Origin of the sequence: Reichenbachiella sp., from assembly GCF_039969095.1 — a bacterium.
Taxonomy (GTDB): Bacteria; Bacteroidota; Bacteroidia; order Cytophagales; family Cyclobacteriaceae; genus Reichenbachiella.
The window spans coordinates 81,391-107,342 of sequence record NZ_JBDVOL010000013.1; the positions used below are offsets into that span (position 1 = coordinate 81,391).

Annotated in this window: 20 protein-coding genes and 3 tRNA genes; 21 read left to right on the top strand and 2 right to left on the bottom strand. The window is 38.8% G+C overall.

Annotated features, from left to right (window positions below; all coding sequences use genetic code 11):
• The first annotated feature begins 197 nt into the window (after window positions 1-197).
• Window positions 198-1,679 (top strand): ketol-acid reductoisomerase, encoded by a 1,482-nt coding sequence (gene ilvC, locus ABJH98_RS12820; protein WP_348308092.1) that lies wholly within the window; start codon window positions 198-200, stop codon window positions 1,677-1,679.
• Between the two features lie 61 nt (window positions 1,680-1,740).
• On the opposite strand, the gene ABJH98_RS12825 is transcribed toward ilvC, so the two are convergent.
• Window positions 1,741-4,185 carry an FtsX-like permease family protein gene (locus ABJH98_RS12825; protein WP_348308093.1) on the bottom strand — a complete coding sequence of 815 codons (2,445 nt, stop codon included), beginning with the start codon at window positions 4,183-4,185 and terminating at the stop codon, window positions 1,741-1,743.
• 204 nt (window positions 4,186-4,389) lie between these two features.
• Here ABJH98_RS12825 and ABJH98_RS12830 point away from each other — a divergent pair, with 204 nt between their 5' ends.
• The 7 genes from ABJH98_RS12830 (at window position 4,390) to ABJH98_RS12860 (ending at window position 10,430) form a co-directional block, all read left to right on the top strand.
• Window positions 4,390-4,746: a hypothetical protein gene (locus tag ABJH98_RS12830; protein WP_348308094.1), complete on the top strand. Its 357-nt coding sequence runs from the start codon at window positions 4,390-4,392 to the stop codon at window positions 4,744-4,746.
• A 176-nt stretch (window positions 4,747-4,922) separates the two neighbouring features.
• On the top strand, window positions 4,923-5,723 hold the full coding sequence (locus ABJH98_RS12835) for a polyphosphate polymerase domain-containing protein (RefSeq protein WP_348308095.1): 801 nt from the start codon (window positions 4,923-4,925) through the stop codon (window positions 5,721-5,723).
• The gene (locus ABJH98_RS12840; RefSeq protein ID WP_348308096.1) at window positions 5,720-6,373 is read left to right on the top strand and encodes a DUF4956 domain-containing protein; all 654 of its coding nucleotides are present in this window, start codon (window positions 5,720-5,722) and stop codon (window positions 6,371-6,373) included. The genes ABJH98_RS12835 and ABJH98_RS12840 overlap by 4 nt, the downstream gene beginning before the upstream one ends.
• Before the next feature lie 3 nt (window positions 6,374-6,376).
• A complete protein-coding gene (locus ABJH98_RS12845) occupies window positions 6,377-7,042 on the top strand; it encodes a DUF2490 domain-containing protein (RefSeq protein ID WP_348308097.1) in 666 nt (221 codons plus the stop codon).
• A 52-nt stretch (window positions 7,043-7,094) separates the two neighbouring features.
• Window positions 7,095-8,435 (top strand): CotH kinase family protein, encoded by a 1,341-nt coding sequence (locus ABJH98_RS12850; RefSeq protein WP_348308098.1) that lies wholly within the window; start codon window positions 7,095-7,097, stop codon window positions 8,433-8,435.
• Window positions 8,436-8,568: 133 nt separating this feature from the next.
• Complete coding sequence (locus tag ABJH98_RS12855) at window positions 8,569-9,720, top strand: histidine kinase (RefSeq protein ID WP_348308099.1); 1,152 nt, start codon at window positions 8,569-8,571, stop codon at window positions 9,718-9,720.
• The gene (locus ABJH98_RS12860; protein WP_348308100.1) at window positions 9,717-10,430 is read left to right on the top strand and encodes a LytTR family DNA-binding domain-containing protein; all 714 of its coding nucleotides are present in this window, start codon (window positions 9,717-9,719) and stop codon (window positions 10,428-10,430) included. Before ABJH98_RS12855 ends, ABJH98_RS12860 begins: the two co-directional genes overlap by 4 nt.
• A 106-nt stretch (window positions 10,431-10,536) precedes the next feature.
• On the opposite strand, the gene ABJH98_RS12865 is transcribed toward ABJH98_RS12860, so the two are convergent.
• Complete coding sequence (locus ABJH98_RS12865) at window positions 10,537-12,936, bottom strand: FtsX-like permease family protein (protein ID WP_348308101.1); 2,400 nt, start codon at window positions 12,934-12,936, stop codon at window positions 10,537-10,539.
• A gap of 473 nt (window positions 12,937-13,409) precedes the next feature.
• Between ABJH98_RS12865 and ABJH98_RS12870 the strand changes: the two genes are divergently transcribed.
• The 13 genes from ABJH98_RS12870 (at window position 13,410) to ABJH98_RS12930 (ending at window position 25,558) form a co-directional block, all read left to right on the top strand.
• Window positions 13,410-16,193, top strand: coding sequence for an ATP-binding protein (locus tag ABJH98_RS12870; RefSeq protein WP_348308102.1), 2,784 nt, complete (start codon window positions 13,410-13,412; stop codon window positions 16,191-16,193).
• A gap of 20 nt (window positions 16,194-16,213) precedes the next feature.
• A complete protein-coding gene (locus ABJH98_RS12875; protein WP_348308103.1) occupies window positions 16,214-17,503 on the top strand; it encodes an MFS transporter in 1,290 nt (429 codons plus the stop codon).
• Between the two features lie 56 nt (window positions 17,504-17,559).
• On the top strand, window positions 17,560-18,846 hold the full coding sequence (locus tag ABJH98_RS12880) for a 1-acyl-sn-glycerol-3-phosphate acyltransferase (protein ID WP_348308104.1): 1,287 nt from the start codon (window positions 17,560-17,562) through the stop codon (window positions 18,844-18,846).
• Between the two features lie 4 nt (window positions 18,847-18,850).
• The gene (arsC, locus tag ABJH98_RS12885; protein WP_348308105.1) at window positions 18,851-19,192 is read left to right on the top strand and encodes an arsenate reductase (glutaredoxin); all 342 of its coding nucleotides are present in this window, start codon (window positions 18,851-18,853) and stop codon (window positions 19,190-19,192) included.
• Between the two features lie 209 nt (window positions 19,193-19,401).
• Window positions 19,402-19,488: transfer RNA gene (locus ABJH98_RS12890), tRNA-Ser, on the top strand.
• 34 nt (window positions 19,489-19,522) lie between these two features.
• Window positions 19,523-19,596: transfer RNA gene (locus ABJH98_RS12895), tRNA-Arg, on the top strand.
• Between the two features lie 37 nt (window positions 19,597-19,633).
• Window positions 19,634-19,707, top strand: a tRNA-Pro gene (locus tag ABJH98_RS12900).
• A gap of 252 nt (window positions 19,708-19,959) precedes the next feature.
• Window positions 19,960-20,331 (top strand): DUF2147 domain-containing protein, encoded by a 372-nt coding sequence (locus ABJH98_RS12905; RefSeq protein WP_348308106.1) that lies wholly within the window; start codon window positions 19,960-19,962, stop codon window positions 20,329-20,331.
• A gap of 12 nt (window positions 20,332-20,343) precedes the next feature.
• Complete coding sequence (locus tag ABJH98_RS12910; RefSeq protein WP_348308107.1) at window positions 20,344-21,657, top strand: TolC family protein; 1,314 nt, start codon at window positions 20,344-20,346, stop codon at window positions 21,655-21,657.
• Complete coding sequence (locus tag ABJH98_RS12915; protein ID WP_348308108.1) at window positions 21,650-22,762, top strand: HlyD family efflux transporter periplasmic adaptor subunit; 1,113 nt, start codon at window positions 21,650-21,652, stop codon at window positions 22,760-22,762. Before ABJH98_RS12910 ends, ABJH98_RS12915 begins: the two co-directional genes overlap by 8 nt.
• 1 nt (window position 22,763) lies before the next feature.
• Complete coding sequence (locus ABJH98_RS12920) at window positions 22,764-23,999, top strand: FtsX-like permease family protein (RefSeq protein ID WP_348308109.1); 1,236 nt, start codon at window positions 22,764-22,766, stop codon at window positions 23,997-23,999.
• A 3-nt stretch (window positions 24,000-24,002) separates the two neighbouring features.
• The gene (locus tag ABJH98_RS12925) at window positions 24,003-24,677 is read left to right on the top strand and encodes an ABC transporter ATP-binding protein (RefSeq protein ID WP_348308110.1); all 675 of its coding nucleotides are present in this window, start codon (window positions 24,003-24,005) and stop codon (window positions 24,675-24,677) included.
• On the top strand, window positions 24,677-25,558 hold the full coding sequence (locus ABJH98_RS12930; RefSeq protein ID WP_348308111.1) for a DUF6268 family outer membrane beta-barrel protein: 882 nt from the start codon (window positions 24,677-24,679) through the stop codon (window positions 25,556-25,558). The genes ABJH98_RS12925 and ABJH98_RS12930 overlap by 1 nt, the downstream gene beginning before the upstream one ends.
• Window positions 25,559-25,952: the final 394 nt, after the last annotated feature.

Consider the following 25,952-nt stretch of genomic DNA (forward strand, 5'->3'; position numbering starts at 1 on the left):
GACAGACCAACAATGGTGACGAGTGTCAAACATCAGAGTTCTCTGCGAGTAACTCTGATGGGATGCAAGAAAGCAGATAATCAAACTCTTTTGTCATTTCGACTGGAAGGAGAAATCTTATTGAGCTTATTAAGATTTCTCGCTAACGCTCGAAATGAAAAGAGGAAAACAAAGCAATAAAGAAACAAATTATAGATATGGGAAATTACTTTAACACATTACCGCTAAGAGAGCAACTGAATCAGTTGGATCAGGCGGAGTTTATGGACGGGTCTGAATTCGCAGACGGCGTAGACGCACTCAAAGGAAAGAAAATTGTAATCGTAGGCGCTGGCGCGCAAGGATTGAACCAGGGCTTGAACATGAGAGACTCTGGATTGGACATCTCTTATGCTTTGAGACAAGCAGCTATCGATGAAAAAAGAGCTTCTTATGTAAATACTACAGAAGCTGGATTCACCGTCGGTACTTACGAAGAGCTAATCCCCTCAGCTGACTTGGTGATCAACCTGACACCAGACAAGCAGCACACCAACGTAGTATCTGCTGTGATGCCATTGATGAAAAAAGGCGCGACACTTTCTTACTCTCACGGATTCAACATCGTTGAGGAAGGCATGCAAATCAGAGAAGATTTGACCGTAATCATGGTGGCACCTAAGTCTCCAGGATCAGAAGTAAGACAAGAATATTTGAGAGGATTTGGCGTACCGACTTTGATCGCCGTACACCCAGAGAACGACCCAGAAGGAAAAGGTTGGGCGCAAGCCAAAGCTTATGCTGCCGCCACTGGTGGACATAGAGCGGGTTGTTTGAAGTCTTCTTTCGTAGCAGAAGTAAAGTCTGATTTGATGGGTGAGCAAACGATCCTTTGTGGATTGTTGCAAACTGGATCTATCCTTTGCTTCGATAAAATGGTTGCTGAAGGTGTAGACAAAGGTTGGGCTGCTAAATTCATCCAGTACGGATGGGAAGTAATCACAGAATCATTGAAGCACGGTGGTGTGTCTGGCATGCTAGACAGACTGTCGAACCCGGCAAAAGTTAAATGTTTCGAAGTTTCTGAGGAATTGAAAGAGATCATGAGACCGTTGTTCCAGAAGCATCAGGACGACATCATGTCTGGAGAGTTTTCTTCTACTATGATGGCTGACTGGGCGAATGATGACAAAAATCTATTGAGCTGGAGAGCAGAGACTGGCGAAACTGCTTTCGAAAAAACGGCTCCTTCTGATGCTGACATCACTGAGCAAGAGTATTATGACAAGGGCTTGTTGATGGTGGCTATGGTAAGAGCTGGTGTTGAATTGGCTTATGAAACGATGACTGAAGCGGGTATCCAAGGTGCTTCTGCTTATTACGAATCACTTCATGAGACGCCATTAATCGCCAATACGATCGCAAGAAAGAAATTGTTCGAAATGAACCGAGTGATTTCTGATACTGCTGAGTATGGCTGCTACTTATTCGATCATGCATGTAAACCATTGTTAGCTGACTTCATGAAGACTGTTGATACCAACATCATTGGCAAAGACTACAATGATGGCATCGACAATGGCGTGGACAATGTGACATTGATTCAGATCAATGAAGTATTAAGAAGCCACGACATCGAGTATGTAGGTGGAGAGCTTAGAGGAGCGATGACTGCCATGAAGCAGATTGCTTTGGGGTAAGCTAAAATGCTATTGATTAGTAAACCCGTCAGGTTTTTGAAACCTGACGGGTTTTTATTTTTTACTCCGACCGTAGCGCATCCACTGGATTGGCCTTGGCCGTGGCAAAAGTCTGATAGCTGACTGTCAGTGCAGAAATAATGAGAAGTACCGTTCCAGGAATAAGGAATAAATCAAAACCCATCTCGATCTTGAATGCATAGTTATTGAGCCAATCGCTACCCCAGTACCAGACCGCTGGTAGTGCCAATAGATTGGCCAAGAGCAAGAGATACAAGTACTCTTTGGAGAGCAGTGCCATCAGATGTCCTACTTTGGCACCAAGTACTTTTCTGATGCCAATCTCTTTCGTCCGCAAAGTAGCTGAGAACGACACCAAAGCAAACAAGCCCAAGCAGGCGATGAATATGGCTAACCCAGAGAAGGCTGCAAATAGATTTCCGAACTGAAGATCGGCTTGGTATTGGCGATTGAAGGATTCGTCGAGGAAATGATAAACAAAGGGATCATTGGGGAAATTCTCCTGATAGGCAGCTTGAACCAGAGCCAGTGTTTCCTGCATGTCGTTGGATTTCACCTTGGCCGAAAAGACGACGTTGTCAAATTGGTGCAAGGAAAATACCATTGGGTAATGTGCGTCTCTTAACGATTGCCAATGCACGTCTGCAACCACTCCTAGAATCCTTAGTGTATCTCCAATGCTCACAATTAGTTGTTCTTGCAAAGCTTGCTCTGCAGTACCCAAACCAAAAGCGCTGACTGCCGCTTCATTGATGATCAATCCGTCCTCATAAGAAGTCATGTGCGATTCATACCCGCCTCCAGAAACAAATTGCAAGTCATAAGTGCTGGCAAAATGCGAATCTGTGAATACCACGTAGCCATTTTTATAAGCCTCTCGAGGCGTTCCTAACTTTCTAATTTCGCCTACCCAGCTAAATTTTTGTCCTGGAGTGTGACTCGATCCCGATACGTCAACAATAGAGTGGTGAGCCGTTAGCTGATTTCTAAAATTATTAAACTTTGATAATTGAATTTCTCGATCCAACTCGAGCACCACACGAGGCCCATTCACAACCAAGACTTCTTCCATATTCACTCCTAAATCTTGCTTCATCATGTAGCTGGTCTGACGATAAACCACATAAGTACCTGATACCAACAAAATGGATATCATGAATTGAAAAACAATTAGACCTTTTCGGAAATTTGCGCTCCCAGCAGAGGTCACCTTTTTAGACCCCATCAAACTGATAGATTGAAACCCGGCCACAACGAAGGCCGGATAGGCTCCTGCCAGCAATGCCCCTAGCAAAATCACCAAAGCATACCCGACCCAAAACCCAATCGATAGGAACAAACTAAATGATAAGGTTTGGCCGATAAACTCATTGAGCAATGGAAGACCTAAATAAGCCAAACCCAGTGCTAGTGTGCCACCGATCAGATTATGCACCAAGCTTTCAGTCATAAACTGCCCAACAAGTTGCCTTTTGAAAGCACCTATCGACTTTCGTACACCAATTTCTTTTATTCTTTTTAGGGAGTGAGCCGTCGAAAGATTGATGTAGTTGACCCATGCAATAATCAGGATAAAAACAGCAATCAAGCCATAGAATTGTAATTGTTGTTTATTTCCGCCATTGTGAACCAGTTCGTCGGGAAAATCTGAATGCAAATGAATATCAGAAAGAGACTGTAAATGAATCTTAACTTCTTCCTCGTGCTTTGACAATTCCTCTCCAATATGATCTACAATGATTTGATCGAATTTTGATGCAACTGATGTAAGATCAGCCTTACTTTCTAGCTCCACATAAGTGGCAAAATTGTACCAATGCCATCCATTTCCTTCTCGGTATAGTCGCCAATTGTTCGTAAGGAATTCCATAGGCATCAGAAAATCAAACTGCAAATGACTATTGGCAGCTAAGGACTTTAAAACTGCGCTTACTGAGAATACACCGCTTAAAGTACCTCCATGAATTTCTATCTCTTTGCCTATAGGATCTCTACTTCCAAAATATCTCTCAGCCACCTCTTCTGTAATCACAATAAAGTGAGGCTCAGAAAGTGCCGTTTTAGGATTGCCATATTTAAGTGGAAAAGAAAACACATCAAAAAAGGTGGAGTCCGCATACCAGTAATTGGCCTCTTGAAAAACTTTCTCATTATCCTTAGTCATAAAAACCAAATCCCCAAAAGAGTCATGAATTCTTACCATTTTTCGTATTTCGGGAATACGTTCTTTTCCAAGAACCCCTAATTTTTCTTGCACATTAATCCCTCGATCTATGATTTCGCTTCCTCTCAAATCCTCTCGCGTCAATCGAAACACCTGCTCCCCATTCTCATGAAAGTCATCAAAACTCAGTTCAAAATGAATGTATTGATAAATCAACAGGCAAACACCCATGCCTACCGCTAGGCCTAGGATATTGATAACAGAAAAAACTTTGTTTCTTGTAAGATTTCGGAAAGCAATTTTCAGATAGTGGTTGAACATGATTAATTGGTTTTTAGAAGAAATCTAAAACTAATCAAAATATTCATCTCTTTAGTTTGAAACCGAATACACCGATTTGGACTGCATATAAACAAGTATCCGTAGATGGAATTGGCTCATTCGTTGATTATTATTTGTGCTACTTATAAACTCCATTAGGTTTGAATAATTGAAATGAAATATTGTAACAAAAAAACACATATCATGAAGTACATCGGAATTATTCTATTAACAGTTTTTGCCACATGCGCGAGTTATGCGCAGCCACCTAAAGGTGAAGGACCTCCTAAAGGACCAAGTGCAGAAGAAATTGAAACTATGGTAAGCAATCTATCTGAGCAATTAGAATTAACTAGCGACCAGCAGAAAAATGTAAGTGCCATGTTCAATGCTCATTTTGAAGAGATTAAATCAACAAAAAATAAAAATCGAGAAGCAATGGAAGTGCTCAGAAACGAATTTATAGAGCAGATAACAGCTGAAATTGGAGAAGACAAAAAGAAGGAGTTTCAAGAATTTATGAAAAGCCAGAAACCCGAAAGAAAAAAGAGAGAGAAGTAATTAAGAGTCCAATACAGTAATGGTCACCTATCGTGACAGCAAAAATCCTCAGCTAAAGAGCTGAGGATTTTTTTGTTTAGCCTATTGCATGATTTATCGCCGATTCGTTGATAAAAAAGTCCAATTCATAGATTGTTTTTTCATGCCCCATCTGATCTCCATAGACTTGCTTCACTATGGAAACAACAGCGATAAATCACAATCATTACCAAGAAGCTTATCCTGGGTTAGATGCCTTTGCAACTACTGACCTTGAAAGTTTAAATGGTTTAGCTCTGATGAACCGCATAGACACCAAGTACCTACTACCCATTGCGAAACTTGGCGATTTCCTCCAAACTCTGGCCCCCACCTGTCAGGTTTTAAGCATTAACAATCAAAGCGTAATGAATTATGAGAATATCTATTTCGACACCGCTGAGAATGATATGTATCTGGCACATCACAATGGGAGACTTCGACGCTCGAAAATCAGATTTAGAACCTATGAGAACACCGGGGTCAGCTTCTTGGAAATCAAAAACAAAAACAACAAAGGACGTACGCACAAAATCCGACTACTCAGAAGCATAAATACCCCACATTTTACCATCCCAGAAATGGCCTATATCAGAGCGAATTGCCGCTTCGATCCAACTGATTTAAAACCGAAACTACTTAATCAATTCAAGAGAATTACGCTAGTCAACTATCAAAGCGGCGAAAGATGTACCATTGACACGGGAATTTTTTTTGAAAGTGGTCGACATCAGATGCATCTCAAAGAACTAGCAGTCGTGGAGATCAAACGCGAGCGATCAAATCAACTATCAGCTATCAAAGGCATACTTGAAAATTCTGGTGTAAAACCTTCACAATTCAGCAAATACTGCATGGGCAGAACGGCTCTTGAGCCACGTCTCAAGGCCAACAGATTCAAGAAAAGGCTCCGCGTAATCAACAAAATGAAAACTGAAAATTCAACGCATACATTATGAATCAAGAAAACACAGCTTACGCTACATTTTGGGAAGGGATAATGGGACAAGTACAAGCTACTGGCGTAGAAGAGTACGACTTCGCTCTGCTATTTATACGTCTCTTTATCAATCTAACGTCCCTAGTAGCCTTGATCTGGCTGATACATAAAAGAAACCACAAAAGCACAGATTTTTACTTCAGCTACTTTGCCATTGGAATGACGGTGTTCCTGCTGTGTTTTCTTCTCTCCAATGTAAAGTTAGAATTGGGATTCGCACTCGGTCTTTTTGCCATATTCGGCATCATTAGATATCGAACGGATGCCATCCCTATCAAAGAAATGTCTTTTCTGTTTGTCGTTATTGGCATTTCTGTAGTGAATGCACTCGTGAACAATAAAATCGACGTTTCAGGCTTAGCCTTAATCAATGCAGTTATCGTCCTGATGTTATGGTGTATTGAAAAGGTCTTAAATGCAAAAAATCAACGATCCATTCCAATACTATATGAAAATATAGAGAACATTCATTTGGTCAATCAGTCCATCCTAATTGAAGACCTCAAGAAGAGAACTGGTCTATGCATCACCTCATTCGAAATCATAGAAATCGACTACCTCCGAGATGTAGCACAGCTAGTAATCTTCTACAGAGAATATAAAAAATAAGTTATGAAAGTAATCAAAAGTGTTATTCGACGATGTGCAATTCTCGTTCTGACGGGAACAATCAGTCCTTTGGCTTTCGGGCAAGATGCTCAAAGCATTAGTAACGAATCGGCTTCCTGGTATTCTTTTACTGTGCAAAAAAAACTGGGAGCAGGGTGGTACCTGTTTATAAACCCAGAAATTAGACTAAAGGAATGGGAAGTTGATAAATACTTATTGGAAACTGGCATCAAATACAAGATCAATAAATATTTGAGTACTACTGCCACCTACAGATTTACAGCTGATCAAAAGAGTGATCACTTAGAATATTCACACCGTTTGGCGCTAGATCTAAAAGGCCAAACTAAGATAGGGGATTTCGAACCGGAGATTCGACTTCGATACACAGGCATTGCTGATTTCGAAGAAGACCCAGATACGAAATATTTAAGGTATAAAGCACTACTTGCTTATGATATCCCTAAGAATAAACTAACACCCTACCTGGCAGCGGAAGCCTTTCAAGAGCTCACCAATGATGATTTCACCAAAATGAGATACAGCATAGGCGCAGACTACAAGTTGAAAAAAGGCAACTCTATAGGGCTTAGCTACAAACTCGACTACTACCTGGAAGAATATAAAAACAAGCACATCATTGGGCTTAAGTACAAATTGAAGTTTTAGTGTTTTCGGCTTAAAAGTGAAAAACAATTTCGAAACTATTAATAATAATCATATGAAAATTATCCAACAGATCATGATCATTTCGCTATTGTCGACGATGTCTTGTCGAGACAGTGAATTTGAAGACGACACCTCAGATATATTTATTGGTGAAACGGACATTGAAACTCCTGACTGGACAGAAAAGACACACAGCAAGGATGCAACGCCGGATTATAACGTGGTTTTTCCAGATAACGAAGTACTTCGCATCGATATCACCATTGAAGAAGAAAACTGGAATGCCATGCAAGATGATCTAGAGACAAATCTAGGATCTTCACGTGGCGGAGGTAGCATTACCCTTGACTTTACACCTGTTTGGGTTCCCTGCAAATTGGAGTTTGAAGATACTGAATGGTACAAAGTAGGCATCAGGTACAAAGGGAACTCCTCTTTGCAAAATGCGTATCAGAGCAACACCGACAAATACCCTTTCAAATTAGACTTTGATGAATTTGAAGACACGTACCCGGCCATTGACAACCAGAGATTTTATGGTTTTAAACAGCTCAATCTCGGAAGTAACTTTAACGATGATTCCTTCATGAGAGAAAAAGTAGCTGCAGATGTCTTTAGGTCCTTTGGTGTGCCTGCTGCACACGTCGCATTCTGTGCAGTATATCTAGATCGTGGCAATGGATCAGAATACCTAGGCATGTACTCGTTAGTAGAAGAAGTAGACGACACCGTACCTGATTCACAATTCACAGATGGCGACGGCAATTTGTACAAACCAGATGGTACAGCAGCTTCGTTCGCATCTGGCACCTACAACGACGCAGAGATGGACAAAAAAACCAATGAAGATGAAGCAGACTATTCTGATGTCATTGCATTATACGATGTATTACGTAGCGATATCCGAACCACTGATTCAGAGCAATGGCAGGAAGAACTAGAAAGTGTATTCAACGTGGATTCCTATCTCAAATATTTGGCTGCCAACAACGTCATGCAAAATTGGGATACTTACGGTACGATGACGCACAATTATTTCTTATACAACGATGAAGGACGGCTCGTCTGGATTCCATGGGACAATAATGAAAGTTTGCAAGACGGAAAAATGGGTGGCGGAGTAAGTCTATCTATGGATGAAGTTTCCAGCAATTGGCCAATTATACGATACATCATGGACGTTGAAAAATACAAAGATCAATACAAGACCAATTTGCAAGCTTTCGTGGATGATGCTTTTGAGCCTACAAAAATACAGACATTATTTACTACACATGAAGCGCTTATATCAGAATATGCTGAAGAGGAAACTTATGCCTTTGGCAATGCTGTAAGTGAATTAAAATCCTACGTGGAGGAAAGAAAGACAGTAGTCAGTAGTTTTTTGGACTAATTTGTTTTGCAGGTGCTGCCTTTGGCAGTGCCTGTTTTTTACTCCTAATCCAGGAGAGGAATTGCTTCATTCTTTCAAAAATCATGTCTCAAAAATTATATATGATTTAAGTTTACTCTTTACACCTACTTTAATGAACCTACAAAAAATAAAAAAGCCAGAGGCTGCCAAAATGCAAAGACTGGAAACAATCATTTTTTTGGTTTTCTTTCTTTTTGCCATTGCTTCTCCATTTGTTCTTTATTCTGGTGATGAACTGGAATGGAGTTTAGTCTTTCGGCAATGGAGAAAACTAGCACCCTACCTCCTCTTGTTAACAATCAATCACTTTTGGACAGTACCTCATTTCCTCTTTAGAAAAAAAAGAAAGCTATATATCATCGTATCACTCGTTATGGTAATGACTTTGACCATATTTCGCTATGTGGATCGACCAAAAAACCGAATACAAGCTCTTCCCCCATCTTCAGAATTATTTGATGATAGATCACCCAGAGATAAACCGCCAAGGGACAGACCACCTCCGCCTGAATTTGCGGATAGAGGACCGAGAGAATCACACCCTTTACGTAGGTTAGATCCAGATAGGGAAACGCTTATCGCATTGGCAAATGATATTGTTGGTTCCTTGTTTATCTTGCTCATAGGCACTGGATTTCGCTCAACCTTTCGTCTTATCAACACCGAGCATCTCAACACACAGCTGGAAAAGGAAAATGTGCATAATCGACTTTCATTTCTGAAAAATCAGATCAGTCCTCATTTTTTCATGAATACACTCAACAATGTACATTCGCTGATCGCTATCAATCCAGAAGAAGCGCAAGAAGCAGTCATAAAATTGTCTAGACTTATGCGTACGATGCTCTCCGAACCCGAATCAGGACATATTTTATTGAAAAATGAAATTACTTTTTTAAAAAATTATGTGGAACTAATGAGCTTACGGTTCAATGATAAATTAGAGTTAAAAACTAAATTCCCTTCCAATTATACCGATATCCGAATTCCGCCCATGCTATTTAGCTCTTTGGTCGAAAATGCATTTAAATACGGGGTGAGTTATAAAGCTGCTTCCTATATTCATATCCAAATGTCTGTAGATGATCATTTTTTGAATTTTGAAATAACCAATAGTAACCACAAGCAAGGCTCTGAGGATAGCAATGGCATAGGTCTCAGTAACACAAGAGATCGTTTGAATCTGCTGTATCAATCCAACTTCCATTTTGATGTCACAGAAGATGACAAAGAATTTAAAGCTAAAATGAGTATTCCGATATGATTAGATGCATAGCCATTGAAGATGAGCCATTGGCATTACGTCAAATGGAGGAGTATATAAAAAAAACACCTTTTTTAGAATTGGTTCAATCTTTTGATAACGCCGTAGCCGCAATTCCTGTCTTGAACAATAAATCTATTGACCTGATTTTTACGGACATCAATATGCCTGATCTCAACGGCATGGAGTTTGTAAAATCACTACATAATCCACCGAAAGTTATATTCACCACTGCCTATGAGGAATATGCCATAGAAGGCTTCAAAGTGGAGGCAATGGATTATTTACTAAAACCAATTGGATATGCTGATTTTCTTAAGTCAGCGAATAAAGCTAAAGCATGGTTTGAGAATCAAACCCCGGAAATAATAGAGACTCGCAGTAATGACAATTTTCTATTCATCAAATCAGAATACAAGGTCATCAGAGTCAATTTTTCAAACATTAGATATATAGAAGGGATGCGAGAGTACGTACGTATTCACCTGATCAACGACAAGCCACTGATGTCATTGATGAGCATGAAAAAAATTGAAGAACATCTTCCTAAGGATCAATTCATGCGTGTGCATCGATCATTTATTGTTAATCTATCTGAAGTATCCGTCGTCGAAAAATCGCGTATCATTTTCGACGAAAACATATACATTCCAATAAGCGACCAATATAAAGAAGACTTTCAGCACTTCATGGACAAACACTTTTTGTAGAAATTTTTTGCACGGACATAAGTACTTGGTTTCAAGCAATTATTATCCGCTAAAAAAGGTTCGGGAATGTCCCGAACCTTTTTTCAGCTCATCAATCATTAATCTTTTATTCATATCGTAGCGCCGTCACTGGATTGACTTGAGCAAACTTGAAGGTTCTTAAACTTGCAATGGTCAAGGAAATCAGGACAATCATTAAAATAGGTGTAGCGAATGTGATCACGTCCATCGCTTTGTAATGTGTAAAAATCTCTGCTATGAGCCCATCAATCAAGTAATAACCAAAGGTTACCCCCAGTGACGAAGAAATCAGCAGAAGTAGAAAGTAGTCTTTGTTGATTAAATATACAATGCGACCTATACTGCTACCTAGTACTTTCCGTACGCCAATCTCCTTCACACGTTTCATCAAGTTGATAGAGACCAAGGTGTATAGTCCCAGACAAGAGAGTATGAATGCGACTATTCCCAAGAAACCAAAAATCATGGTGATGTTGTCGTTGATTTCTTTCGCCTCTCTGAGAAAATCGTCTTGAAAGAATCCATTGAAAATTTTAGTCTGGATTCGACTGTTCCAATCAGATTCCAAATCATCATATACATTTCTGATTTTACTAACGCTCGTGCGAGCCACCACAAAACTATTGGTTCCATCATCTTCGAATCTCAAGCTCTTTAGCGTAATACCCACCGGCTCGATGGGTGCCCAAAAACCATACATGTAGAAGTTTTTAATCACGCCTACTACAGTTAGTGTAGTTGTATCATTGATGGCCACTCTTTTGCCTAGAGGATCTGTCCATCCAAAGGCCTCAACTGCCTTTTCATTAATGATTAAGGAGCCTTCGCTATCCGAAGCTTCCAATTCTTTTTCGAATGATCGACCCTGCAAAATCTCCAAGCCCATGACTTCCAAATAACCCATACCCACATCGATCATGTTGGCATCAACCTCTGCGTCACCACTAAGCAAGGTAGCTCCATAATTTCCTCTCCCAATGTGGTTTTTGGCACTAGCTACAGCTTCTATATCTGGATTGGCTAGCATGGAAGCTAATGTTTTTTGATATTCATTGTCATTGAGGACACTCACACCAAGCACTTGGGCTCGGTCATAGCCCATATCTAAAGTGTCCTGATACCGTGCATTTTGTACGAAAGCTACACTAGCAAACATAGCTATGACAGTAAATGTATATTGGCAAGCCAAAAGGATTTTAGTCAAACGACCAGATCCTCCAATACTCAATGTACCACGAAGAATACTCACAGGATCATACTTACTAACATAAAGTGAAGGATAAAAGCCTGCTAAAAGCGTAGTAAAAACCAATAACCCCACGAGAAATATATACAACATGTAATCTTCAGAGAAGCTCATTTCTAAATCCATCCCTTCCCACATCGCACTGTATGCGGGCACCAAAAACTGAGCAATGACGAGAGACATTACTATAGCTAAAAAGCAGATCGTAAGATTTTCAGCCAAAAACTGAAGAATCAATTGTCTTCTATTCCCTCCCAGAACTTTTCTAACTCCTATTTCTTTTAATCGTCTATTCGATGTAGCTATAGCTGTGTTCGTAAAGTTGAAACAAGCTACCAACAAGATCAACAGCGCCATAAGTTGTGGAGTGAGTGTTGCAGCAGCGGGTGCCGCATTTCGCAAATTGTCCCATCTGATTTGTTGGGATATCTGCGCATGATTGTTCATCGGGCTCAGCACAAACTTGGTAATGGTAAAGCCTGGATTAGCCTCATTTTGGATAGGAATGTATTTATCCATTTGAGATTCAATGGATTCTGCCTTACTCGGGTCATCCAAATACACAAATGTATTTTGAGCCATGGCTTCCCAGCTACCTTTTACCCCATCATCATACATTCTATATCTATTCTCGAAATTGAGTAGTAGTTCGAAATGAACAGATGAATTTTGAGGCGCCTTGTCTACTACTCCTGCAATGGTAAAATTGAAACTCATGCCCGTATCATCAAATACAGTCAGTACCTTTCCTATCGGATCTTCCTCTCCATAGAATTTGCTAGCATATTCTTGAGTAACAATTGCATTTTCCAATTGGTGATAGGCATCTAAATCACCACTGATCAAATCAAATGTGAATGATTCTAGAAACCCAGGATCTACGTAAGTAACACTGGTATTGAATACCTTATCCAATTGAACATCTCTGGCGGTAAACACGTGGCTTTCATATCGAAATACCCGATCTACACCTGCAATGTCATTCATAACATTATCGGCAATCGGAAACGGCACACGACCATACTCTCGAATATCCCCTTTGTCGTCTCTGACACTATGAACTTTATAGATATTGTCAATTTGCACATGACTTTCATCAAATGACCAATTGAATTTAGAGTTGATATACGCAACTATACAGCAGGCCAGCGCTAATCCTAAGCCTAGAATGTTGATAGAAACAAAAACTTTGTTTTTAAGCAGATTACGAAGTGTAACCTTTAGATAATTTTTGAACATGAGTATTGAGTTTTGACTTTTGGTTTTTTTTAAGATGAATGTCAACTCAAAAAAGTTGCAATCAACTATAATTTACTCAAAAAAAAGCTCTCAATACACGTCGACTGGACAGATGGCATGTATTAACTGCCTGATATCCATTTGTTCCTATTAATTAAAGTTCATCAGGAAGCTAATAATAGCAAAACTGCAGCGACTACCATCAGCCAAAATTTATAGGCAGCCAAGAATGGAATAATAATGAAATTGAGTTGCATAGCGACCATTAGTAGCACGATCACAATGGCAATTAACTTTAAAGTAGACTTAGTACTTGCACTCATACTGATTGATTGTTTGAAATGAAGCGTCAATGTTAATGACTTTTTCAGAATAAAAAAATCAAATCATTCTACTCCTTCATTTGTCACATTTATTTTAATTCAAAATACACTAAATTCGAAGTTGCATTTGAGGGGAAATTAAAGGTTGAAATGAAAAGGTCTCTGATTTTGGTTGGGTGGATAGCGTTGCTTTGTCTAAGTGCAAATGCATCATTGGCAGAAACTGTTCAATCCAATAAGAGTATAGATAGCCTCAAAGATTCCCTCCACTTTTCTTCTGGCATCCAACGAGCCGAAATATTGGCTCAACTAAGTTGGCAATATCGAAATGTAAACTCAGATTCTGCTCTTTACTTCGGTCAGCAAGCTTTTGAATTTTCCAAAGAAATCAAATATGAAAGTGGGATCATCAAAAGCTTAAATTTTCAAGGAATTGCCTATCGTAACAAAAGCGATTACTCCAATGCCTTTAAGTACTTTGTAGAAGCTCTCAAAGCCGCAGAAGAAGCCCAAAACCTAGAGCAAATTGGTTACTCCAATATCAATATTGGTAATATTTACATTTACCAAACCAACTACGAGGGTGCTTTAGAATATTTTGAAAAAGCGCTTGTTCCGGCTCAAGATCTCAATGATCAGAGCATGCTGGCTTACGTCTACCTCAATCTTGGACGGACCTATTCGCGCATAGACAAGTACGACCAAGCCGAACTGAATTATTTGAAAACCAGAAACATCAGAAAAGAACTTCAAGACAAAGAAGGTTTGGTCACCATCGCCGTGGATCTGGCTGAGTTGACCATGCGAAAGGGCGATTTGGATAAATCTTTGGAATATTTTCATGAATCCATAGATGCGATCAATCATATAAAAAACAAAGGTGCTTTAGCTTTTAGTTTATACAATATTGCCGTCATACACAGGCAAAAAGGGAATCTCGATTCAGCAGATTACTATTCGCAAGAATCCTTAAAAGTTGCAAAAGCCAACAACCTCAAGAATGATATTCGCAAAATCCATGAGAATCTTTCCATCATTGCTGAAGATAGAGGTGACTACGAAAACGCTTTGCACTATTTTAAATTGAATCAGGAAAATGAAGACTCCATTTTCAATGAACAAACGACACGAACAATTGAAGGGCTAAAATCTCAATATGAAGCAGAAAAGAAAGAAGTGGAAACCATGTTTCTTCGTGAAATCGTAGAACGCCAAAAAACTATCATCATCTTAGCTTCAGCAGCATCCTTACTCCTTTTGATAATTGCTATCATTATTTATATGCGCGCTGTGGAAAGAAGAAGATTAAACCAGCAAATATCTGCACAAGCCAAAAAATTGGAAGAGCTTGATTTTGCGAAATCACGATTTTTCGCCAATATTTCTCATGATTTACGAAGTCCATTGAGTTTGATACTTGGCAACTATGAACAGATCAAGCATGATGATGAATCATATCTCACTTCAGACGCTAAGCAAAACTTGGAAGTTGCCAATAAAAATGCTCAGCGGTTACTTTTTCTTACAGACGAAATCAATGAGCTGACCAAACTCGAAGAGGGTAAGATAAACCTGAAATTGAAAGAAGTGCCGGTCAATATTTATTTATCTTCCTTAGTTTCAATGTTTCAATCTTCGGCTGAATTTAAGTCTGTAAATTTAGCATTTGAATCCACGATTGAAGACCAAGTTGGCATCTCTATTGACCCACATCAATTTGAAAAAATCATATTCAACCTCATTACCAACGCACTTAAGCACACGCATCAAGGGGATTCTGTAATAGTTCATGTGGATACTAAAGGTCATGATCTGAAAATTTCAATTACTGATACAGGTGAAGGTATACCAGAAAGCAGCCTTCCTTATTTGTTTGACAGATACTATCAGTCTCCTAAAAACAAATATCATATCTATGAAGGTCTAGGAATTGGTCTATCGCTTGTGAAAGAATTAGTTGAGGTTCATGGAGGCAAGATAAGTGTTCATTCAAAAATTGGAGAAGGTTCTACTTTCGTACTGACTCTTCCCTATTTGACTTTAGAAGAATTAATCGCTGAAGTACCTGAGACTTCCGAATACATTCAATCTAAAAATAAACTCTGGAGTGAACTCTGGGAGAAAACTTATAATCAGGAACAGACGATTTCACTATCTTCTAACGGCCAGGATCAAAACAAACCCAATGTACTTCTTGTAGATGACCATCCGGAAGTCAGGGAATTTATCGCTCGATTGATCAAAGAAAACTACAACGTGACTGAAGCTGAAAATGGCATTATGGCACTTAAAGTGCTAAAAAACCAATCCATGGATTTAGTTATTACTGATTTGATGATGCCCTGGATGGATGGTTTTGAGTTACTTGAAAAAATGCAGGAAAACGAAGATTGGAAATCCATTCCGGTCTTGGTGGTTTCCGCCAGAAACACTGCCGACGACCAATTTCAAGTTTTAACAAGGGGTATCAACAATATTCTCCAAAAACCTTTTGGCAAAAAAGAAATTCTCTTACGAATCAAGAACCTTCTCAATCAAAAAGAGCGATGGGTAAAAGATGTAGGAAACACCATTATTGTCAACGACAAACCATTGATAAATGACATTGAAAAAGATCTACTAGAAAAAGTGAAGAAACTCGTTATTGCACAAATTGACAATCCAGATCTAACGGTACTCATACTGGCTGATGCCATGGCAGCAAGCGAAAGAAAAGTCTACCGTATGATCAAAAAACTGACGGATTTGACACCACACGAGTACATCAAAGAAATCAGATGGCATTACTTGGAGAATCTGATTAAAAACAAAAGTCTTAAAAATCCGACTGAAGCAGCCAAAGCCATTGGCATGAAAAACGTAACCAATTTCAAAAAACAATTCCACAAGAAATTTAACAGGAGTATTGAAGAAATGATGGCCAAGAACGCCTGATTTTTACTTATCTTCAGCCCATGATTCTAAACGACAAAAAGACCATCAATGCCTGGTGTTCGTACGACTGGGCCAATTCGGTTTACAACCTTATTGTAACTACAGCCATTTTCCCAATTTACTACAACAGCGCAACGAAAGCTGCTTTTGATGGCGAGGTGGTGAGTTTTTTCGGATTTTCAATTAACAGTTCTGTCTTGTACTCCTACGCCATTTCGTTTTCCTTTTTGATCGCGGTCATTCTGTACCCTATACTATCTGGAGTAGCTGATTATCGAGGATCCAAAAAGGCTTTCATGAGGTTTTTTACCTATCTCGGTTCACTGGCTTGTATAGGACTCTACTTTTTTGAAGGCAGCAATATCGAATATGGAATCTTATTGGCGATCACAGCAAGTCTGGGCTATGCTTCCTCGGTCGTTTTTTACAATGCCTTTCTTCCTGAAATCGCATCTGAAGATCAAATGGACCGAGTAAGTGCGAGAGGGTTTTCAATGGGTTACATCGGAAGTGTATTGCTCTTGATTGTGAGTTTGGTTCTTGTCTCGATTCCTGAGACTTTCGGATTTGATGGAGCTGGAAGTGCTACCAGATTTGTTTTTCTGTTAGTAGGGTTTTGGTGGTTTGGGTTTGCACATATTGCTTTTGCCAAACTGGAAGACAACCGTACATTTGGGAAAATCACAGGTGAAGTGTTACGCTCAGGTTTTAACGAATTGAAAAAAGTGTTTAGCAGTCTAAAAGAGAATGTCAACTCGATTAGGTTTCTTTATTCCTTCTTTTTTTACAGTATGGGTGTACAAACTGTCATGCTACTAGCGCCCCTTTTTGCAGCGGAAGAAATAGGTATGGAATCCAGTGAAATGATCATCGTCATTTTAATTATTCAATTAGTTGCAGTAGGTGGAGCATATCTCTTTGCTACCATTTCAAATAAAAAAGGAAATAAAGCTTCAATAACTATTGCCATCATCATTTGGTTTTGCATCTGTATTCTCGCCTATTTCATTGCAGACAAAACAGTATTTTATGGTTTGGCAGGATTACTTGGATTGGTCATGGGTGGCATTCAATCCATATCAAGATCTACGTATTCCAAATTGATCCCAGAAGGAACCAAAGACACCGCTTCCTATTTTAGTTTTTACGATGTCACGGAAAAATTCGCGATTGTATTGGGCACTATGGGTTTTGGCTATATTCTACAACTCACGGGTACGATGCGTAACTCTATGCTATTTATGGGATTGTTTTTTGTAATCGGATTGATCATTCTGTCCAGAGCAAAACTTAATAAAGGTAAAATTTGATCTATAACTTTTTAAAAATAGTAGTCAAAATTGCCCTTCGGATATTTTTCCGAAAGGTGTCTATACATAAGTCTATTGAGTTACCAACCAATGGGCCACTTATCATTGTTGGTAACCACCCCAATACCTTCATGGATCCATTGATCCTGGCTACGCTATTCAAACAGCGCGTGGGCTTCTTGGGAAACGCTTCCATTTTCGTCAACTCTTTTGTGAATGCCATATTTGCTTACTTCAGAGTCATTCCTGTGTATCGTGACAAAGATGTGGCTCCAGGAGAAAAAATTGACAATGAAAATACTTTTCGCGACTGTTACAAATTCCTAGAAGCCAATAATTCACTGATGCTATTTCCTGAAGGCACCAGCTATCACGAACTAAAGCTTCGGAAAATCAAGACTGGCGGTGCACGTATTGCACTTAGTGTAGAGCAAAAAAACAACTACAATCTAGATGTGAAAATCATACCCATAGGCTTGTATTATAGCAATCCATCCAAGTTCAGAAGCAAAATCTATGTCAACACAGGAGAACTCATTTCGGTGAAGCAGTTCAAAGACATTTATGAAAAAGATGAAATAGCTGGCGTCCAGGCACTCACACAAAAAATTAGAGAATCACTCGAAAGCCTTACCATTACTACAGAGGACAAAGAACAAGAGGATCTCTTTTTCAAAGTCAAGAGGATTTACAAAGAACAGTTGATTAAAGGAGCAAATACAATCAACAACGAAGAGTTTGAATTGACAAAAGAAATTGCAAATGCCATTCAGTATTTCAAAGTTTCTTTTCCAAATAAATTTGAAACCATCAAAACAAAAATTGATCGATGCAGTCAATTATTAGACGAATTTCAAACTACAGCAAAACACACCAAACCACTTCGAAGCAAGCTTCAAAAGTTTAGTATTTTAATATCTGGCACAATTTATCTTATCGCTGGTTTCCCACTATACTTATATGGGCTAATTCAGAATTTATTACCCTTCAGAGCCCCGTACTGGTTGGCTAAAAAATTCACTAAAGAGGTAGAATATTATGCCCCGATTATGATGAGTTTAGGTATTATTATTTTTCCAGCTTATTATGCCTTATCCTTTATTGTCTTTGATGCAAAACTTTCTTCCGATCCTCTAATTCTCAGTTTGTACTTTGCCTCTCTACCACTGTCGGGCTATTACGTGCTTCACTACTACAACTTCTTTCGTTCAGGAGTTTCATTTCTGAAAATCCATAATTTCATCAACACCAAAAAGGATTTATTAAAAGAACTTGAGCAGTTGAAAATTTCTATTTTTGAGGAGCTGGACGAAGCCAGAATGATCTATTTAAAAAGACTATAATGCAATGACCAAAATATATCACAACCCTAGATGCACCAAGAGCCGACAAGCACTTGCACTATTGGAAGAGAAAAACGAAGCAATTGAAATCGTCGAGTATCTTAAATCTCAACCAACAAAAGAGGAAATTACCAATTTGGTCAGCATGTTAAGTATCAAACCTCTGGAATTAATAAGAAAAGGAGAGAAAATTTTCAAAGCGGAATTTAAAGACAAAGAATTGAGTGATGAACAATGGATAGATGCCATGGTAGCCCATCCCATTCTGATCGAACGACCAGTAGTGGTGAAAAATGGAAAAGCGGCCATCGGTCGTCCCATAGAAAATGTCATTAATATTCTATAAATAGTTTAGCAGCTTCTCAGTTTAAGGCAGAATTTCGTCAAATCAGAAAATATTTCAAATTTCTCAGGCTTTTTTCAAATAGCCGTTGGAGTTCTAAAATATGTTATGCTATATTTGCATCTCGTTTTTGAGGAGCACCAAAAAAACGAGAGGAAAAACGTTCTCTAGAGGTGTGATTTCGATCCATTTCTACTAGTTTGGTATCCACTGGAGAGGTGGGTGAGTGGCTGAAACCACATGTTTGCTAAACATGCGTGCGAGAAATCGTACCGGGGGTTCGAATCCCCCTCTCTCCGCAATAATAGAAGAAAAAGTCTTCTAAGATATTATGGTCTGCTAGCTCAACTGGATAGAGCAACTGCCTTCTAAGCAGTAGGTTTCAGGTTCGAGTCCTGAGCGGATCACGAAAATTGTCAATAATACCGGTGACAATTTATTGATCGGGATGTAGCGCAGTCCGGTAGCGCACCTGGTTTGGGACCAGGGGGTCCCAGGTTCGAATCCTGGTATCCCGACTTCGAAAAGCTCAGCATTTTGCTGGGCTTTTTTTGTTTTAAGGCCTGTCCCGTCCTGAAATAAGTTGACACAAATTCGAGGTACTGTCCCAGTTTGTGTGTCTATAGAGGTTCGATTTACTTACAGGCGATCAACACTCTTAAGTAATCTAACGTTCACTTCACTCCTAATAATGTTCAATTCGGTAACAAACACTTTTTAAAGGTCTTTATACCAATCCAAGTTTGCATTGAATTTAAAACTAAAAAGAAATGCAAAGATTGATTTTACTAGTGGCAGGGGTCTTATTAGGGATAAACGCCTATGCTCAAACCACAGAAGACAAGATACTTGGCAAATGGACGAATCCTGATAAAAGTAGGGTCATTGAATTTGTAAAGAATGGCGACAACTACGAAGCTATCATTCGAGAAAGTGATGAAGCGTCTTTTGTAGGCAAAAAGCAAATTACCAATCTATCGTTTGAAAAAGATGGTGCGTATGAAGATGGGACGGTTCATATTCTACAGAGAAATAAAACGGCAGACTGCACAACTCATTTACTGAGCATAGATGAGTTAGAACTAAAGGTGAGTTTTGGACTGATGTCTAAATCAGTTATTTGGACTAGAGTAGATAACTAAACCATGATGATCATGAAGATTTGGTTGATCCCTTTATTCACCCTGTTTTGCTTTCCCGTAGTAGCTCAACTACAATTCAATTCGCTAGACGAACTGTTGAAGTATGCCGACAAACATGCTATTGCGCTACAAACTGCAGCCATTAGTGAGCAGACGGCAATTGCTAATGCTAAGGAGTCTAGCGCCTATTTATTCCCTACGTTGAATGCTTCTGCAGGGTATAATGACAATATAACTTTACAAGCCACTTTGCTTCCTGCTCAACTCGTGGATCCTACAGCGCCAGAAGGAACTTACGATGAATTAACCTTTGGTAAAAAGCACGCGTATTCAGCAGGTGTAAATGCGCAATGGGATATTTTGAATTTTCAAAAAAGCATGGCTTCACAAACCGCTAAAATTTTAGTGGAAGAGAGTAAAGTGAATACACAGAGAATTAAATTCAACACCTATAATCAGTTGGTTTCCATCTACTACTCTATAGTACTTACCCAAGAAGCCCTGGCCATTTATGAAGAGAACCTAAGGGTTGCTACTGCCATTTATGAAAGTGCAAAGGAAAAGTACCAAGAGGGAATAATAGAAGAAGCAAAACTGAATGCAGCTGCTATTCAGAAGCTATCCTCCCGCAGTATTTTGGGAGAATCTACAGATAACGTAAAGAGTTTTTACATCCAACTGCAAAGTTTATTAAACACCCAAGAAACGGTTTTGGTACAGGATAGTCCTGAGCATTTCATGCTTGCAAACACTAAAATTCAAACACTTCATCCTGAAATACTTTGGCAGCAAGTAGAAGTTAAAAAATCTGAATCGTTACTTAAACAGAAGAAAGCACTACACCTACCCAGCGCGAGTATTTTTTACCAATACAATTACAACTGGGCCACCGATAACTTCTTTTCATTTGATGATGTAAGCAAATTGCCACAACAATTTGTAGGCATAAAACTCAATATCCCTGTGTTTAATGGCTTTTCTACTCGTCAGAAAATCATATTGTCTCAGCATGAATTACAGCTGCAAGAATTACAGCTAAAAAACACCAAGTTGGTAAAACAGAAAGAAGATGACTTGCTGCTATTAGATTCAAAAAAATCAGCTCAACTATTGGCAGATCATCAACAGATGTTGGACCTGCAGCAACAGAATGACGCACACGCTGAGAATAAATATAAAAGTGGGATTATCAGTTTAGATGAACGCCTAGATAAGTACGAAGACTTGCTAAAAATGCAAAACAATTATTTGCAGAGCCTTGCTTCTTTAACGCTCTCTCACTACAAAATTTACATCCGACAAATTGACTTTACGACTTATGAATAATCACAAAAACAGACCATTCAATAACGGCAAATATGCACTCTTCGCCATACTTTTTTCTGTGACTTTATTCTCGTGTACCAAACAGGAAAGCACTACCCCAGAGACTAAAGATATTAAAGAAGCTGTGTTTGCCAGTGGACATATTGAGCAAGAAAATCAGTATACAGTTTCTTCTACTGTAGAAGGTATCGTACAAACAATTTCCGTAAAAGAAGGAGATAGTGTGAGCACGTCCACAATAATTGCTACGCTAAAAAATGATGTATCCAGTAACCAATTAGACGATGCTTTGGCCGTGTATCATGATGCGGTGAACAATGCTTCTGAAAATTCACCACGGCTGCAACAAATTCAAACCCAAATCAATCAGGCAAAACAACAGCTTGCTTTAGATCAGGAAAACTACACTCGTTTCAAAAAATTGTATGCTACAAACTCTGTTTCCCAACTTGAATTTGAAAAAATGGAATTGCAATATCACGCTGCTCAAAACAATCTTGTGGCATTGCAAAAAAGCTATACCGAAACCAAGGACGCTTTACGCCTAAATGTGCAACGAAGTTTAGTACAAGTAAATACTTCTAAAAGTATGCTGGCAGATTATAAACTTATAACACCACTTGCTGGCGCGGTAAACAATGTGTTTAAAAAGCAAGGAGAACTGATACGAAAAGGAGAAGCTGTTGCTGAAATTGGTAGTGGCGCTTACCTCATTAAGCTATTTGTATCAGAAGATGACATTACCAAAATAAATATCGGGCAAGCCATAGCCGTCAGTATCAATACGTATACTAATTCAGTTTTTGCCGCAAAAGTCACCAAAATTTACCCTGCCTTTAATAAAACAGAACAGTCTTATGTGTTGGAAGCTCGCTTTATAGAAAGACCAGAAAAAATGTTCTCCGGCACCCAACTACAAGCGAATATAGAAACAGCCAATAGACAGGGGGTGCTCGTAATTCCGTCTGAATACCTTTTGAAAGAACACTACGTCTTGCTGGAAAACGGTGAGGAAAGAAACATAGAAATTGGCAGTAAAAATGGAGAATGGACGGAAGTAATTTCAGGAATTTCTGACAAGGATGTAATTGTAAAACCAAAGTAATATGAACACCAATCAGAAGATAGCACAGGTACATCTTACTACAAGGTTCAAGCAATTATTGGTAGCGGTACTGAGTGTCACTTTCGGCATCTCTATGTATGTGTTTATGAACAGTTTTATGGCGGGTGTTAATAATGCGCAAACGCAAATCACTTTCACGTCTATGCCACATATTAAAATTTACAACGACTTACCTACAGATGTAGATCCCATACTGAATGTTGCTGATCCGAATACTATAGTTATAATAAATAACGCCCGAAACATTCAATACGCAGAAGGTATAAAAAATGCTGATGAAATAAAAAACAAACTGCTCCACTTCAATGAAATTACAGGCGTAACGCAACAGCTCAACCAAAATGTTTTTGTACGCAATGGCGTCTCTAAAACAAGTGCAAGTCTCTCCGGTATCGAGATAGAAGGAGAAAACGAACTGTTTGAAACGGCAAAATATATTGTAGAGGGAGACTTGGAAGAATTAGATAGGCGTTCGGATGGCATTATTCTAGGTACAGGTTTAGCAAGAGCCATTGGTGTAAATACAAGCAACAATATTTTACTTACTACTTCTGAAGGCATCACTAAAACCTTTAAAGTCATTGGCTTGATAGAAACCGGTTCTAATGCCGCAGACAAAACACGAGCATTGGTTTCTATACACACCGCAAGGCAACTTTTTTCTAAAAATAAAAGCTACGCCACGGAGGTACTTTTAAATATAGCGGACTATTACAAGGCTCAAAGTTTATCGGAGGAAATCAGCAAACTCACTGATTATAAAGTAGAAGCTTGGCAAGAGGGCAATGCCCAATTAGATGCAGCCAATGTGCTTAGAGATATTGTAGCTGTGGCCATTTCTCTCACCATTTTGATAGTAGCAGGTTTTGGTATTTACAACATTATGAACATGACGGTAAATGAGAAAATAAAAGAGATAGCCATCTTAAAAGCGATGGGCTTTAATGGCAAAGATGTCATCGAAATTTTCCTCGCCCAATCGATTGTCATTGGTTTTATGGGGGGTATTACGGGCTTAGTGCTCGGCAATATCATTGTAAGGTTGGTTGATAATGTGCCTTTCAAAATTGCCACACTCACCACCCTTCCTGTAGAATATAGCACAGCCGATTATGTAATGGCTTTTTGCTTTGGTATCATCATCACATTCATTGCGGGGTATCTCCCAGCGCGCAAAGCATCTAAAGTAGACCCCGTAGAAATTTTAAGAGGATAAAAGATGAAAGCACTTTCTGTAAAAAAAATAAATAAATACTTCCACGAACCAACCGCATTTCACGTTTTGAAAGACATTTCTTTTGAGGTGGATAGAGGCGAGTTTGTTTCTATCATTGGAAAATCGGGTTCGGGAAAATCTACACTACTCTACTTGCTATCTACAATGGACACCAATTATACAGGAGAAATAACCATGGGTGGTAAAGCTATAACTGGATTGAAACAAAATCAATTGGCGAAATTTAGAAACGAACATATCGGCTTTGTTTTTCAGTTTCATTATTTGTTACCTGAGTTTACTGTGCTTGACAATGTGATGCTTCCAGCGCTCAAATTAATGAAAAAAAGTAAAGAAGAAATTAAAGGCGAAGCTATAGAACTTCTTACGCTCTTGGGTATAAAAGGACATGAATATAAGCAATCATCTAAAATATCGGGTGGGCAGCAACAACGTGTGGCTATTGCCAGAGCACTTATCAATTCCCCTTCTATCATTATGGGTGACGAACCCACTGGAAACCTCGATTCTAAAAACACGAAGGTTGTTTTTGACATCTTTCGGGAGTTGGCAAAAGAACGAGGTCAAACCATTATATCGGTTACTCACGATGATGAATTTGCAGCGAACTGCGATCGGATTGTTGAACTCTCTGACGGGAAATTAATAAGCGAATAATGAAGCGTTATCTATATTTCTTAATTGCTCTTGCTATAAATAGCTATGTATATAGCCAAAACAGAGAACTTACCTTGTTCGATATGACCTACAGTTTTGATAAGATCAAGAATGATACCATCAACGGCTATTCCAATAATATAAATGCCTCTGTAAACGCGCCTCTATTATACAATGACAGTACTTTATTGGCAATGAAGCTGGAATTTGGTGGGCGATATCAGCACAATATTGATGACTATTTCAACTACAACGTATTTCAAACCGAGGCTACTTTACTGTGGCAAAAGAAAAAAAATGAGAAGAATAGTGTTGCCATCATCTTAAAATCGGGGATTTTCTCAGACTACCAAGACATTAGCTTTAAAGACATTCGATATGGTGTGGGGAGCTATTATAATATACGGCATTCCAAAAAATTCGCTACAGGTTGGGGGCTTTTCTACAATAAACAGTTTACAGCCCATCAAATCACCCCCCTTATTTTCGTGAAATATAACTTCAGCCCCAAGTGGGAATTGTATGGTGTATTTCCTGTAAAACCAAAATTGACTTATAAATTTAATGACCGTATGAAATGGTCGATAGAACTCGATGGAAAAGTAGAATCGTACCGACTATCTAAAAGAGATCACGACAATTCTATTTATGAATATTCAGCTCTTTATGGAATGAGCAGCCTTGACATACTTGTGAAAAAGCACCACAAATTTTCATTGAGTATAGGCTATACATTCAGGCAGGATATGAAGTACTTCCCTGATCAACCTGCCAATAATTGGAAGCTTTTCATATTTAATGTTTCAGAGAATACAGATCCTATATCCTATACCAAAACTAAACTATTTCGCTGTATGATTCAGTATAGTTTTGTGCTTTAAGATGTCACTTCGTAAGCAGTTCTTGAAGTCTTATGGCATTTCATTTTAATATTCTATACTTGGTTCAATAGTATTGACATAATCCATCATTGAATAACTTGCATATATTTTTTTTACATTGGTCGGAAAGTTTAGGGCTAAAAGTGATAATCATACAATGCTCATTATTTAAAGAGGTTTTCTTTAAGAATGATTCGCGAAGTCCCATCATCTTTTTATACAAGTCCTTTGAAAGTAAAATTGAATAGAATGCTGTGATACATTCCCTGAAAATGCTTTGGATAGTTCTGTCCTTGCCACATTGGTGAGCCCGTTATAAAATCTGATCCACGAGGGTCCTACTTTAATACCTCCCGTTAGCCCATAATCGAATTCATGGATTTCATTCTTATCA